Annotated in this window: 14 protein-coding genes; 7 read left to right on the top strand and 7 right to left on the bottom strand. The window is 59.8% G+C overall.

The genetic code is table 11. From position 1 onward, the window contains the following. The first annotated feature begins 116 nt into the window (after positions 1-116). From B3I26_RS23975 to B3I26_RS23950, 6 genes are all read left to right on the top strand, one after another. Positions 117-1,004 carry an esterase/lipase family protein gene (locus tag B3I26_RS23975; protein WP_296261367.1) on the top strand — a complete coding sequence of 296 codons (888 nt, stop codon included), beginning with the start codon at positions 117-119 and terminating at the stop codon, positions 1,002-1,004. A gap of 105 nt (positions 1,005-1,109) precedes the next feature. Then, positions 1,110-1,391 (top strand): peptidylprolyl isomerase, encoded by a 282-nt coding sequence (locus B3I26_RS23970; protein ID WP_027898593.1) that lies wholly within the window; start codon positions 1,110-1,112, stop codon positions 1,389-1,391. 329 nt (positions 1,392-1,720) lie between these two features. Next, positions 1,721-3,589, top strand: coding sequence for an extracellular solute-binding protein (locus tag B3I26_RS23965; protein ID WP_296261358.1), 1,869 nt, complete (start codon positions 1,721-1,723; stop codon positions 3,587-3,589). Continuing rightward, the gene (locus B3I26_RS23960; protein ID WP_296261356.1) at positions 3,589-4,653 is read left to right on the top strand and encodes a microcin C ABC transporter permease YejB; all 1,065 of its coding nucleotides are present in this window, start codon (positions 3,589-3,591) and stop codon (positions 4,651-4,653) included. The genes B3I26_RS23965 and B3I26_RS23960 overlap by 1 nt, the downstream gene beginning before the upstream one ends. Beyond that, complete coding sequence (locus B3I26_RS23955; protein WP_296261355.1) at positions 4,653-5,675, top strand: ABC transporter permease; 1,023 nt, start codon at positions 4,653-4,655, stop codon at positions 5,673-5,675. The genes B3I26_RS23960 and B3I26_RS23955 overlap by 1 nt, the downstream gene beginning before the upstream one ends. A 1-nt stretch (position 5,676) precedes the next feature. Beyond that, positions 5,677-7,272 (top strand): ABC transporter ATP-binding protein, encoded by a 1,596-nt coding sequence (locus tag B3I26_RS23950; protein ID WP_296261353.1) that lies wholly within the window; start codon positions 5,677-5,679, stop codon positions 7,270-7,272. Positions 7,273-7,338: 66 nt separating this feature from the next. Here B3I26_RS23950 and B3I26_RS23945 read toward each other — a convergent pair whose 3' ends face one another. Continuing rightward, on the bottom strand, positions 7,339-8,505 hold the full coding sequence (locus B3I26_RS23945) for a PilT/PilU family type 4a pilus ATPase (protein ID WP_296261352.1): 1,167 nt from the start codon (positions 8,503-8,505) through the stop codon (positions 7,339-7,341). Between the two features lie 188 nt (positions 8,506-8,693). On the opposite strand from B3I26_RS23945, the gene B3I26_RS23940 reads away from it, so the two are divergent. Next, a complete protein-coding gene (locus tag B3I26_RS23940) occupies positions 8,694-8,969 on the top strand; it encodes a peptidylprolyl isomerase (protein WP_296261350.1) in 276 nt (91 codons plus the stop codon). 49 nt (positions 8,970-9,018) lie between these two features. Here B3I26_RS23940 and B3I26_RS23935 read toward each other — a convergent pair whose 3' ends face one another. From B3I26_RS23935 to B3I26_RS23910, 6 genes are all read right to left on the bottom strand, one after another. Beyond that, positions 9,019-9,960, bottom strand: a complete 942-nt coding sequence (locus B3I26_RS23935) for a sugar kinase (RefSeq protein WP_296261348.1) — start codon at positions 9,958-9,960, stop codon at positions 9,019-9,021. A gap of 12 nt (positions 9,961-9,972) precedes the next feature. Then, positions 9,973-11,178: an amino acid deaminase gene (locus B3I26_RS23930; protein ID WP_296261347.1), complete on the bottom strand. Its 1,206-nt coding sequence runs from the start codon at positions 11,176-11,178 to the stop codon at positions 9,973-9,975. A 65-nt stretch (positions 11,179-11,243) separates the two neighbouring features. Beyond that, positions 11,244-12,008: an IclR family transcriptional regulator gene (locus B3I26_RS23925; RefSeq protein WP_296261346.1), complete on the bottom strand. Its 765-nt coding sequence runs from the start codon at positions 12,006-12,008 to the stop codon at positions 11,244-11,246. Between the two features lie 139 nt (positions 12,009-12,147). Next, positions 12,148-12,534 carry a RidA family protein gene (locus B3I26_RS23920; protein ID WP_296261344.1) on the bottom strand — a complete coding sequence of 129 codons (387 nt, stop codon included), beginning with the start codon at positions 12,532-12,534 and terminating at the stop codon, positions 12,148-12,150. Between the two features lie 23 nt (positions 12,535-12,557). Next, on the bottom strand, positions 12,558-13,349 hold the full coding sequence (locus B3I26_RS23915; RefSeq protein WP_296261342.1) for an amino acid ABC transporter ATP-binding protein: 792 nt from the start codon (positions 13,347-13,349) through the stop codon (positions 12,558-12,560). Continuing rightward, positions 13,346-14,008, bottom strand: coding sequence for an amino acid ABC transporter permease (locus tag B3I26_RS23910; RefSeq protein ID WP_296261340.1), 663 nt, complete (start codon positions 14,006-14,008; stop codon positions 13,346-13,348). The genes B3I26_RS23915 and B3I26_RS23910 overlap by 4 nt, the downstream gene beginning before the upstream one ends. Position 14,009 lies beyond the last annotated feature (1 nt).

Here is a 14,009-nt window from a genome sequence, read left to right as displayed (position 1 = left end):
CGATATCGACGCTTTGTAACAGATGCCCTGCCGCCCCATTAACCGCGCCCTCCCTTCCCGGAATGACCTCATCACATTGGGTAATCTCGCCCGCTCAGATCAAGCGAGGGATTGCTATGAAAGAAGACGCGCATGTCACCACCAAATATCCGATCCTGCTGGTGCACGGCCTTTTGGGTTTTGATCGTATCGGCACGTTCGCCATGTTTCACGGGATCGTCCAAGCGCTGGAGAAAGCCGGGTGCCGCGTCCACGTGCCGCTGCTATCGGGGGTGCACGACAACGAGACTCGCGGCGAGCAACTGCTGGAGCAGATCAAGCGCTTTCTAAAGCGCCCTGGCTACCTCAAGGTTAACCTCATCGGGCACAGCCAAGGGGCGCTGAGCTCACGATACGCTGCGGCTGTTCGCCCGGACCGGGTTGCTTCCGTGACGTCGGTCAGCGGTCCGAACCATGGGTCCGAGGTGGCCGATCGGGTCAGAGAAGCTTTCACGCCGGGTGCAATGCCCGAAAGATACGCAGCAAGAATCGTTAGCGGCTTTGCACGGTTCATGGCCCTGCTCGGCGGCCACCCTGAATTACCACGAGACCCGCTGCGCGCACTGGACGCGCTGACGACCGCAGGCGTCGCTCGATTCAATCGCAGCTATCCTCAAGCCCTGCCCGAAAAGTGGGGCGGCGAAGGGCCGGAGCGGGTGGACGGTGTGCACTATTACTCCTGGAGCGGCTGCATCCAGGGTTCGCTGTGCAGCGAAAGGCAGAATGCGCTGGACTCTCTACACTTGGCTCTGCGCGGGTACGCGCGGCTTTTCACGCGGGAAGCCGCTCAGAATGATGGTCTTGTCGGACGTTACAGCTCACACCTGGGTAAAGTCATTCGCTCCGATTACCCTCTGGATCACGTCGATGCGGTGAATCAAACGGCTGGCGTGGTACGCAACGACATAGATCCGGTAAAGCTTTACGTCGAGCATGCAGGCCTGTTGTCCAGAAAAGGCCTGTAGTGACCGACGGACCAGACCAATTAGCCCGCGCGCCGGAACTTTTCCCGACAAAAGCGTCCCTTATTCCGTTAGGCTCTTTCTTTTTTTTCACAGGAGTACTCCAAAATGGCTAAAGCCACCGCGCGCCACATCCTTGTCAGCAGCGAAGAGAAATGCAACGAACTCAAAGCTCAGATTGAAGGCGGCGCTGATTTTGCCGAAGTCGCAAAGTCCAATTCCAGTTGCCCTTCCAGCCGCCAGGGCGGCGATCTTGGCTCGTTTGGCCCAGGACAGATGGTCAAGGAATTCGATACCGTGGTGTTCAGCGCCCCGGTAAATGTCGTTCAAGGCCCGGTGAAAACCCAGTTCGGTTATCACCTGCTGGAAGTGACCAGCCGTCAGGACTGATCCCGCCCAATACTTGGCTCAAACGGCCCGCCCTTAAAAAGCGGGCCGTTTGCATGTGCAGTGCAGCACATCGCCGTGCAATCGATTGCGGCAGAGAAATTGCTTGGTCCCGTCAGGCTCCAGGGGCTAGCCGGTACTTGAACACCTGCCCTCATCAGGATCAATGCAAGAAGCCATTTACCACAGGCGCGGTGTGGTTACAAAGTCACGGCGTTACGGTACCTTGCCACCGGAGGTAACGAATAATAAACAGACAGGACCGGCCGCCATTGCCCGTTCATGACCTTCAACCCTGATGTTGCGCTACAACGTCAGTCAGGATTCGTGTAATGCGTTTTGTTTTTTCATCGCTGATCATTGCAACACTGGTCCTTGTCTCAGGTTTTCAATCCCTGTCCGCTGCCCCTCAATACGCCTTGACCGTCTATGGCGAAGCGCCCCGCTATCCGGAAAATTTCAAGCACTTCGATTACGTCAATCCAGACGCCCCAAAGGGCGGCAGCATGCGTCGTTCCGCACAGGAAATCGGTCAGTACGACCACATCATGCCGTACCTGGACAAGGGCACCGGTGTGTCCCAAGTCAACGGCCTGCTTTACTCGCCGCTGGCAGTCAAGTCACTGGATGAGCCCTACACCGTATACGGCCTGATTGCCGAAAAGATGGAACGCAGCGCCGACGGTCTGTCACTGCGCTTCTTTCTCGATCCCAAGGCGCGGTTCTCCGACGATACCCCGATCACTGCCCAGGACGTGCGTTTCACCTATAACCTGTTGATGACCCAGGGCAGCCTGTCGTATCGCACGGCGTTCGCGGACGTACAAAGCGTTGAAGTCGAGTCACCGACGCAAATCCGTTTCGATTTCAAAAGCAGCGAAAGCCGCACATTGCCGCTGGACCTGGCCTCTTTACCGGTGTTTCCCGAGCACTATTGGAAAGACAAGGACTTCGCCAACGGCGGCGGGTTCGAGATTCCCGTGGGCAGCGGCCCTTATCGCATCAGCAAGGTCGATCCGGGGCGCAGCATCACGTTCGAGCGTGACCCGCACTGGTGGGCCAGGGACTTGCCAGTGAACCGGGGTTTTTACAACTTCGATCACTTCAGCGTGGAATACTTTGGCGATATCGACGTCGCCCGCCAGGTGCTGCGCGGCGGCGGTTATGACTACAACCGCGAATACTCGGCCACCGGTTATTCCATTGGCTATGACAGCCCGGCGCTGAACGAAGGCCGCTTGCAGCGCGCGCACCTGGCCAAGGGCGCCGTGCAAAGCTCCCAAGGTTTCATCTTTAACCTCGACCGGCCCAAATTCCAGGATCGCCGCGTGCGCCAGGCGCTGGCCATGCTCTGGGATTTCGAGTGGACCAACAAACAGATGATGCGCAACGTCTACGTTCGCCAGAACAGCTACTTCTCCAACAGCGAGCTGGCCGCTACGCAACTGCCAACCGCCTCCGAGCTCAAGGTGCTGGAGCCGTTGCGTGGCCAGGTTCCGCCTGAAGTGTTCACCACGGTGTTCCAGACACCGAGGACCGACGCTAGCGGCTTCATTCGCGATAAACAGTTGCAAGCCCTGGCGCTGCTCGAAGAGGCCGGGTGGATGCCCAAGGAGGACAGACTGGTCAATGCCGCCGGCGAACCACTGAGTTTTACCTTCCTCAACGGTCAGAGCGGGTTCGAGAAGATCCTGCTGCCATACAAACGCAATCTGGCGCAAATCGGCATCGACTTCGAAATCCGTCGCATCGACTCGGCTCAGTATTTGAACCGGGTCATGGCCCGTGACTACGACATGATCGTCACCGGCTACGGCGTCTCGACCTCGCCGGGGCTGGAGCTGTACAACAACTTCGGTTCAAAAGTGGCCGCCGACTCGGGTTCGAGCAACTACATGGTGCTGCGTGACCCTGCGGTCGATAGCCTGATCGACGGCTTGGCCAAGGCCGACAGCAAACCCGCCATGATCGACTACGCCCACGCCCTGGACCGCGTGCTGCAATGGGGCTTCTACTGGATTCCCAACTATTACCCGCCTGGCTCCTCGACGGTCTGGTGGAATCGCTTCGGCATCCCCAAGGTACAGGCCAGTAACAGTGAAGCGATCGATACCTGGTGGGAGATCAGCCCACAGGCATTGACCACTGAACAATTCGCCCAGCAAAGAGGCGCCTCAGCCATTGCTGCGGAGGTGCACTAATGCTCGGTTACCTGTCCAGGCGTCTGCTGCTGATCATCCCCACGCTGCTGTGCATTCTGTTGGTGAACTTCTTCATCGTGCAGGCAGCGCCTGGGGGCCCGGTCGAACAGGCCATCGCCAAACTGCAAGGGGTCGCCGGCGGCACAATCGGCGCCGGTCACACTGAAACCATGAATACTGGCCAGTCCCGCGCCAGTCGCGGACTGGACCCCAAACTAATCAAGGAAATCGAGCATCAGTACGGATTCGACAAGCCACTGCACGAACGCCTGTGGCTGATGCTCAAGAATTACGCCAGCCTGGATTTCGGCAACAGCTTCTTCCGCGGCGCCAAGGTCACCGACCTGATTATGCAGAAGATGCCGGTGTCCATCTCCCTTGGCCTGTGGGCAACGCTGATCACCTATCTGGTATCGATCCCGTTGGGTATTCGCAAGGCGGTCAAACATGGCAGCCATTTCGATATCTGGAGCAGCACGGCAATCATCATTGGCTATGCCATGCCGGCCTTCCTGTTTGCCATGCTGTTGGTGGTGCTGTTCGCCGGAGGCACTTCGCTAAGTTGGTTCCCCGTGCGCGGGCTGGTCTCGGAAAACTTCGACCAGATGACCACACTGGGCAAGATCGCCGACTATTTCTGGCACCTGGTCCTGCCAGTCGCGTCCTTGGTGATCGGAGGCTTTGCGACGCTCACCATCCTCACCAAGAACTCCTTTCTCAACGAGGTTACCCGCCAGTACGTAGTCACGGCCCGCGCTAAAGGCCTGAGCGAGCGCCGCGTGCTTTACGGTCACGTTTTCCGCAACGCAATGCTGCTGGTGGTGGCCGGCATTCCCCAGGCATTCATCAGCGTGTTCTTCGCCGGCTCGCTGATGATCGAAGTCATCTTCTCCCTCGATGGCCTGGGGCGCATGAGTTATGAAGCGGCGGTATCACGTGATTATCCGGTGGTGTTTGGTTCGCTGTTCATCTTCACCCTGTTCGGGCTGCTGATAAAACTGGTCGGGGACATCTGCTACACCCTCGTCGATCCCCGAATCGACTTCAGCGCGAGGAATGCCTGATGCGCAGACTGTCTCCGGTGGCGCGCCGCCGTTTCGAGCGCTTTCGCAACAACCGCCGCGGCTGGTGGTCGCTTTGGCTGTTCTGCGCGCTGTTCGCCATCAGCCTGTGCGGTGAACTGATCGCCAACGACAAGCCGCTGGTGCTCAGCTATCAGCACCAGTTGTACTTTCCCGCCTTCATACGGCACACCGAGCAGGAATTTGGCGGCCAGTTGCCGTTCCAGCCCGATTACCGCAGCGATTATGTGCGCCAACTGATCAGCAAAGGTGACGGCTGGATGCTGTTCCCGCCGATCCCCTTCAGCGACGACACCCCCAACTACGATTTAAACAAGCCTGCACCAAGCCCGCCCTCGGCGACCAACTGGCTGGGCACCGACGATCAGGCCCGCGACGTGCTGGCGCGGGTAATCTTCGGCGCGCGGGTATCGATCCTGTTCGCCCTGGCCTTGACGCTGCTCAGCGCCCTGATCGGCATCGCTGCCGGTGCCTTGCAGGGCTATTACGGCGGCTGGGTCGACCTGATCGGGCAACGCCTGCTGGAGGTTTGGTCAGGGCTGCCGGTGCTGTACCTGTTGATCATTCTCTCGGGGTTCGTCGAGCCCAACTTCTGGTGGCTGCTGGGCATCATGGCGCTGTTCTCATGGCTGGCCCTGGTGGATGTGGTGCGGGCCGAGTTTCTGCGCGGACGCAATCTGGAGTACGTCAAGGCCGCGCGGGCATTGGGCCTGGATGATCGCAAGGTGATCCTGCGCCATATCCTGCCCAACGCGATGAATGCAACCTTGAGCTACCTGCCATTCATCCTCACCGGTGCCATCTCCACTCTCACCGCGCTGGATTTCCTGGGCTTCGGCATGCCCGCTGGCAGCGCGTCGCTGGGCGAACTGATTGGCCAGGGCAAGCAGAATCTGCAAGCGCCCTGGCTGGGTTTCACGGCGTTCTTCACCCTGGCGCTGATTCTCTCGCTACTGGTGTTCATTGGCGAGGCGTTGCGTGACGCCTTCGACCCGAGGTCCTGACATGTCCGAAAATCTGATTGAAATCCGTGACCTGTCGGTGGCGTTCAGCGGCCAAACCGTGGTCAGGCACGTCAGCCTGGATATTCCGGCCGGTGAATGCCTGGCGCTGGTGGGTGAGTCAGGGTCCGGCAAATCGGTGACGGCGCACTCGATCCTGCAACTGCTGCCGCAGGCCGATACGCTGAGTACCGGCAGCATTCGCTATCGCGGACAGGAACTGTTGGGAGCCGCCGGCAAGCGGATGCAGCGCATTCGTGGCAACCAGATTGGGATGATCTTTCAAGAGCCGATGACCTCGCTTAACCCGCTGCATACCGTATCCCGGCAGATCGGTGAAACCTTGTTGCTGCACAAGGGATTGGGTGGCAAGGCTGCACAGGCACGCATTGTCGAACTGCTGGAACTGGTCGGTATCCAGCACCCGGCAAAGCGCTTGAAGGCTTACCCCCATGAACTCTCCGGCGGCCAGCGTCAGCGAGTGATGATCGCCATGGCGCTGGCCTGCGAGCCGGAGCTGCTGATCGCCGACGAACCGACCACCGCGCTCGACGTCACGGTGCAGCGCAAGATCCTGTTTCTGCTCAAGGAACTGCAGCAGCGTTTGAACATGTCACTGTTGCTAATCAGCCATGACCTTAACCTGGTGCACAGCATTGCGCAGAAGGTCTGTGTGATGCGCGCCGGGGAGATCGTCGAGCAGTCCGATTGCCAGACCCTGTTCAGACAACCGCAACACCCTTACAGCCGCCTGCTGCTGGATGCTGAACCGGCTGGCGAGCCCTTGCCCCGAGACACCCGTGAGAAGGTTCTTGAGGTTGAGGATTTGCGCGTATGGTTCTCGCTGGGCGGCGGCATTTTCAATCGCCATCAGGAGTACCTCAAGGCCGTCGATGACATCAGCCTAAGCATCGAGCGCGGCAAGACACTGGGCATCGTCGGCGAGTCCGGCTCGGGAAAATCGACACTGGGTCAGGCCATCCTGCGTTTGCTGGACTCGCGTGGCAGTATCCGCTTCAAGGGCCAGGCCATCGACAGCCTGAATCAGAAGCAGATGCGGCCCTGGCGCAAGCAGATGCAGGTGGTGTTTCAGGACCCCTACGGCAGCCTCAGCCCGCGCATGTCGGTGGCACAGATCATCAGCGAGGGGCTGGAAGTGCACAGCGACCTGGACAAGGTGCGCTGCGAAATCGAAGTGATTCGCGTACTGGAGGAAGTGGGCATCGATCCGTCGAGCCGGCATCGCTATCCCCATGAGTTTTCCGGCGGGCAACGGCAGCGCATCGCCATCGCTCGCGCCCTGGTGCTCAAACCGGCCTTGATGCTGCTCGACGAACCCACCTCCGCACTGGACCGAACCGTACAAAAACAGGTAGTGGCGCTGTTGCGTCAGTTGCAGGAGAAGCACGGGCTGACGTATCTGTTCATCAGTCATGACCTGGCAGTGGTCAGGGCTCTCGCCCATGACCTGATCGTGGTCAAGGACGGCAAGGTCGTCGAGCGCGGGGCGAGCCACGATGTGTTCGACTCGCCCCAGCATCCCTACACGCGGGAATTGCTGGCGGCGGCGCACCCGGATTTCAACCAGAAACAGCGCTAGGCGTGCGCTCCAACCGCCCATCCAGCGGGTTTACCGAAGGTGACCCACGCACAGACGCACAGTTAATCAAGCGCCCGGCTCGTCCCGTTCATCCACCAGCCCCCAGTCCTTGACATCCACCTGTGCGGCCGGCTGTGGCGCGGCAGGTGGCGTGCTGATTGCGGCAAGGCCGCCCTCATCATGCAGCTTCAGGCGCAGGCGCACGTTGTTCGCCGAGTCGGCATTCTTCAGCGCCTCTTCCTCGGTGATCGCCCCCTCCACCGCCAGGTCGTAAAGCGCGTTGTCGAAGGTCTGCATGCCCAGGTTGGTGGACTTCTCCATAATCCCCTTGAGTTCGGTCAGCTCATTGCGGTGGATCAAATCACGAATGGTTGGCGTACCCAGCATCACTTCCACCGCCGCCCGGCGCTTGCCGTCGGTGGTTTTCACCAGGCGCTGGGACACGAACGCCTTGAGGTTGTTGCCAAGATCATGCAGCAGCTGTGCACGACGCTCCTCGGGGAAGAAATTGATGATGCGATCCAGTGCCTGGTTGGCGTTGTTGGCGTGCAGGGTCGAGATGGCCAGGTGCCCGGTATCGGCGAAGGCCAAGGCATGTTCCATGGTTTCGCGATCGCGGATTTCTCCGATCAGGATCACGTCCGGGGCCTGGCGCAGGGTGTTTTTCAACGCCGCGTGAAAGCTGCGGGTATCGACCCCGACCTCACGCTGGTTAATGATCGATTTTTTGTGTTTGTGGATGAACTCTACCGGGTCTTCAATGGTGATGATGTGCCCGCTGGCGTGGCGGTTGCGGTGGTCGATCAAGGCCGCCAGCGAGGTGGACTTGCCTGAACCGGTGGCGCCGACGAACAGCACCAGACCGTGTTTTTCCATGATTACGTCAAGCAGCACCGGCGGCAGGTGCAGGTCCTCGAACCTTGGGATATCGAGCTTGATGTTACGTGCCACGATGGACACTTCGTTGCGCTGCTTGAAGATGTTGATTCGGAACCGGCCAATGCCCGACAGGGAAAGCGCCAGGTTCATTTCCAGCTCGCGCTCGAAGTCCTGACGCTGCTCGGCGTCCATGATGCCCTGGGCGATCAGCGCGACATCGCCGGGCTTGAACGCTTCGGTACCGAGCGGCTTGAGCACACCGTTGAACTTGGCGCAAGGCGGCGCACCGGTGGAAAGGTAGAGGTCCGATCCGTCCTGGGTGGCCAGAACCTTCAACAACGCCGGGAAATCCATAATTCACACCGCACATAAAGGTTTAAGAAGACTGCAGGTCACCACTGTGTGCGACCTTCACGCATTAGCAACGTTCGGCGCAAGGCTAGGCAGCAGCGCTACGCTCGTCCGACCAAGGTGAAGGAAATTACCTGAAATCGCCGGGCAAGGGCATAATGCGCGGCTTTTTTATCGAGGCGATTTTCATCATGAAAGCTCAAGCCCGCCATATTCTGGTCAAGACCCTTGATGAGGCCGAACAGCTCAAGCAGCGCATCGCCAAGGGTGAAGCCTTCGATGTGCTGGCCAGGAAGTACTCCACCTGCCCGTCCGGCAAGCGCGGCGGCGATCTGGGCGAAGTCCGTCCGGGACAGATGGTCGGCGCGATTGACCAGATCATTTTCAAAAAGCCCCTGCGCACGGTGCATGGGCCGGTGAAGAGCAAGTTCGGCTATCACCTGGTGCAGGTGTTCTATCGGGATTGATGCCATCGCGCCCATCATTCTCGCAAAGAGCAAATAACGGGCCTGTACCTCAAGCCGGCATCACACTGCGCGGGATCAACGCGCCTGGATGCTGAATCACCAGGCTCGCCAGTCGGTGCCCGGACGCCGCCGCATCTTCGGGGCTGCCGCCACGCAAGCGCCACGCCAGATACGCCGCGCTGAACGAGTCCCCCGCCGCCGTGGTATCGATGACGTTTTGAACGGGCTGCGCGGCCACTTCATAACGTTGATTGCCCGCACAAACCAGGCAACTTTGCGCACCGCGCTTGATCACCACTTCGGCAATGCCAAGGTCCCGATAGGCCGTGATGATCTGCTCAGCGTCGGCGTAGCCGAACAAGGCCTGCTCATCGTCTTCAGTGAGCAGTACCACATCCACTTCATGCATCACCGCTCGATAAGCCTGTCGGGCCTGCTCGACGCTGCGCCAGAGTCGTGGCCGATAGTTATTGTCGAACACTACTCGCGCGCCACGATCGCGTGCATCCCCAAGGCTTGATAACAGCCGCGCGCGCCCCACTTCGCCAAGCACCGCCAAGGTAATGCCGCTGAAATACAACACGTCATAGTCCGGCAGAGCCGCCAGAATTGGCTCGGCGGACGGCGTGGTGAAACACTCACGCACCGCCGCTTCATTGCGCCAATACAGGAAGCGCCGCTCGCCGTTGGCGTCGGTCTGAATGCAATACAAGCCTGGCAAACGCCCCGGCAGGCGCTGCACACGACTCAGGCCAATCCCCTCGCTGGCCCAGATCGCGCACATCGCGTCACTGAAACTGTCGTCGCCCAACGCCGTGACGTAATCCACCTGGGACGCCGAGCCGAGCAGGCGCGACAGGTACACCGCTGTGTTCAGCGTGTCGCCGCCGAAACTTTGCTTGAGCGCGCCGTTGGCGTGCTGCTGCAACTCGATCATGCATTCGCCGATCAAGGCAACCCGGGGATGACTGTGACTGACCAGCTCACTCATCACAGACTCCAGTCAGAAGAATGTCGCAAAGGATTCAATAACACTCAGATCATCACCGACCAGACAGCCCGTGCGCCATTTGTCGAAGGTCAGGCAAGGGTGCGACGTGCCAAAGGAGATGATGTCGCCGACTTTCAATTCGCAGCCCGGCGCCACGCTCATGAACGCATGCTGGTCCATCACCGCCGTGACCTTGCAGGCACTGACATCGTCGCCTTGAGCCGGTACCACCCCGGCCTTGTAGCGCTTGATCGGGTTCGGCATGCCGGCATCGAACGCCACGTCGCGCTTGCCCAGGGCGATGACCGCAAAACCCGGTTCCGGCATTGATTGCACATGGGCCCAGACTTCCATGGCCGGTTGCAGGCCGTCGCTGAGGTCATGGCGGCGATCCAGCACGCAGCATTGCGCGTCCTTGTAGATCCCGTGATCGTGCACCACGTAGCTGCCAGGGCGCAGCACGCTCAGAAACCGCTCACGGACCTGTTGCTTGTCGAACTCTTCGGCAATCAGGTCATACCAGGCAGAACCGGATGCCGTCACGATCGGGCGCTTCAGTGCGAATGCGCCCTTATCTTGCAGCGTCACCGCCAGACGCACCAGAGAGGCCGCGAACTGACGAATGCCACTGACCGCCTGATCGCCATGGATCACGCCTTCATAGCCTTCGATACCGGTCAGCTTCAGCGCTGGCTGCGCAGCGATGGCGTCAGCCAGGGCCATGACTTCAGCCTCGGTGCGGCAACCGCAGCGGCCGCCGACCACGCCGTATTCGATCATCACGTTCAGGTGCAGGCCACGGACAGCGAAAAACTCGCCCAACGCCTGGACGTTGTCCGGGTGATCGACCATGCAGTGGAAGTCGAACATTGAGTCGCCGAGCATGTCAGCGATGATCGCCATGTTCGGCGCGCCGACCAGTTGGTTGGCCATCAGTACCCGGCGCACGCCATGAGCGTAAGCGGCGCGGGTCTGGGTGGCGGTTGCCAGGGTCATGCCCCAGGCGCCCTGCTGCAGCTGACGCTGAAACAATGCCGGAACCATGCTCGTTTTGCCGTGGGGCGCCAGTTCCGCGCCGCTGTCGCTGACGAACGTCTGCATCCAGCGCAGATTGTGTCTTAGCGCCTTGTCATGAATCACCAGCGCCGGCAGGCTGACATCCCTTACCAATTGATCGCCGGGGTTGGCGGCGCCCTTTTCAACTGTGACCGTGGTCATGTCCGTTCTCCAGAATGCTTGTTGTCTTGTGTTTGATACGTGTTCGGCGGCGGATGACAAACCGCTTAATCGTTGACCCGCCGCGCAAGGCCATTGGCACTGTCGATCAACACGCGCCGGTAGTCGTCGTAGTGCGCGGTGGCGTCGGCCCGGGGCGCAACGATGCACAAGGTGGCAATGCACACGCCTTGCCTGTCCTTCACAGGCGCTGCGAAGCAATGGGTGAAGGTATCGGCGATGCTGTTGAAAGAGAAGAAGCCTTCTTCGTGGGCCTTGCGGATTTCGCTTAGGAAGGTCTCAAGCGGCAGGTGTGTGCCATCCGGGAGAATGAAGTCTTCAGGGTCGATCAGGTCGATGATCTGCTGATCGCTGAGATGCCCCAGCAGCAGGCGACCGGACGCCGTCCACGGGATGGGCGCGTCCTCGCCGATGTCCGAAGAGATGCGGAAATGCCGAGCCCCTTCCTTCATCAACGCGACCGTGTATTTACGGCCGTTGAGCAGGCACATCTGCGCGGTCTCGCGAGTTTGCTCGACGATCTGGACCAAGCTCACTTCGGCTTCACGGGTGAAGTCGAAGTGACGCAGATGGGCCTGCCCGAGGAAGTACAGCTGACGCCCCAGATAGACATGACCGTCCTTGCCGACGGCTTCAAGAATGCGCCGCTCCAACAACGAACTTACCAATTCATACACCGTCGATTTCGGACTGCCGATGCCACTGGCGATTTCGTTCGGGCGCAACGGCGTACCCTTTTCCTTGAGGAAATCGAGAATATCGAACGCCCGGTCCAGACCTCGGGCACGGCGTTTGATGGTGTCTTCGGTCATAGGATCTGTTCCGAGATAAGCGGCGCGGGTGCATAACGCACCCCTGGCCTTGAAAGAAGCGCCAGTTTCCAGCTGCAAGTACCGAGCTGCAAGCGCCGTATCAACACGCTCAGCCCGCAGCTTGAAAGTGTGTCGCGGCTTACTTCTGCTTGTAGGCGATGCAATCGATCTCGACCTTGCAATCGACCATCATGCTTGCCTGCACACAGGCCCGCGCCGGGGCATGCTCGGGCTTGAAGTACTCGCCGAACACCTTGTTGAAGCTCCAGAAGTCACGCGGATCTTCCAGCCAGACACCCACCCGGATGACATCCTCCAGGCCGTAACCGGCCTCGGTCAGAATGGCGACCAGGTTTTGCAGGGTCTTGTGGGTCTGCTCGACGATACCGCCATTGATAATTTCACCGTTTTCCGCCGGTACCTGGCCGGACACATGCAGCCAGCCATCGGCCTCTACAGCGCGGGCGAAAGGACGTGGCTGACCGCCACCTGCGGTGCTACCTGCGCCGTAACGAGTAATGCTCATAAAAATCTCCTTGGATTGAGCGGTTAGAAACGAATGTTCTTCAGGAATTCTGCCAGCCGAGCCGACTTCGGTTGCTCGAACAGCATCTTGGGTGGGCCTTGCTCTTCGATGCGCCCCTGGTCCATGAATACGATCTGATCGGACACTTCATAAGCAAAGCGCATTTCGTGCGTGACCAGCAGCATGGTCATGCCCTCTTCGGCCAGCCCCTTGATCACGCTGAGCACTTCGCCCACCAGTTCCGGGTCCAGTGCCGAGGTGACTTCGTCGAACAGCATCAGGCTCGGGGTCATGGCAATGGCGCGGGCGATCGCCACCCGCTGTTGCTGACCACCGGAAAGCTGGCCAGGGTAATGATTACGGCGTTCCAGCAGACCGACCCGCTCCAGCCACTTCTCGGCCAGGGCGACCGCTTGATCCTTGGGCAGCTTTTTGACCTTGAGCAGGCCCAGCGTGACGTTCTGCAGTGCCGTCAGATGGGGAAACAGGTTAAATTGCTGGAACGCCATGCCGGTCATGGCCCGGTGCTGAGCGATGACTTTCTCTGGATGGCGTACCCGCTTGCCATTGATCTCGCTGTAGCCGATGCCCTGACCTTCCAGCCGAATGCGCCCGCCCTGAAACTCTTCCAGCAGATTCACACAGCGTAGCAATGTGGTCTTGCCCGAGCCGCTGGACCCGATCAACGTCACTACGTTGCCCTTGTTCATTGCAAGGTCCACGCCCTTGAGCACTTCTACAGGGCCGTAGGATTTATGCAGCCCTTCGATGCTCAGCAGGGCCGGAGCGGCGGTCGCGGTTTGAGTCTGTGTCATGGCAAGGCCACCCGTTTTTCGATTTGCCGTCCAAGAAGCTCAATGGCGTAGTTGATGACGAAGAAAAGAAACCCGGCGAACAGGTAAAACTGCAGGGTCATGAAATTGCGCGCGATCACCTGCTGGGTGCTAAGCAGCAACTCGGCCACGCCGATGACCGAGAGCAAGGTCGAGGCCTTGACGATTTCGGTGGACGAATTGACCCAGGTTGGCAGGATCTGGCGCAACGCCTGGGGCAGCAGCACGTAGCTCAGTGTCTGGTTGAACGTCAGGCCGATGGCTTTGCCCGCCTCAAGCTGACCTCGCGCAATCGCCTGCAAGGCGCCCCTGACGATTTCCGCGACGTGGGACCCGCAGAACAGTGTCAGCCCCAACGCGCCGGCATTGAATGCGCTGATCTGCCAGCCCAGGGCCGGGGCCATATAAAAGCAGGCCAGCACCAGCACGAAGACCGGCGTGCCGCGGATCAGGTCGACATAACAGCGAAACGGCAGGCGCGTCCACAGCTTGCCGTAGGTCAGGATCAACCCGGCAAACACGCCAATCACAGTGCCGAAGAGGATTGCCAGCCCTGCGCACTGCACGCTGGTCAGAAAGCCGTTCCAGAGCGCTTCGCGGGCGATCCACACTTCGTGCAGCCAAGTAGGTTGTTCATACATA

Origin of the sequence: Pseudomonas sp. UBA5706, assembly GCF_002419965.1 — a bacterium.
In the GTDB taxonomy this organism is placed as follows: Bacteria; Pseudomonadota; Gammaproteobacteria; order Pseudomonadales; family Pseudomonadaceae; genus Aquipseudomonas.
Note: the sequence above shows the minus strand (reverse complement) of the source record. Positions and strands in the feature narration are given on the sequence as shown.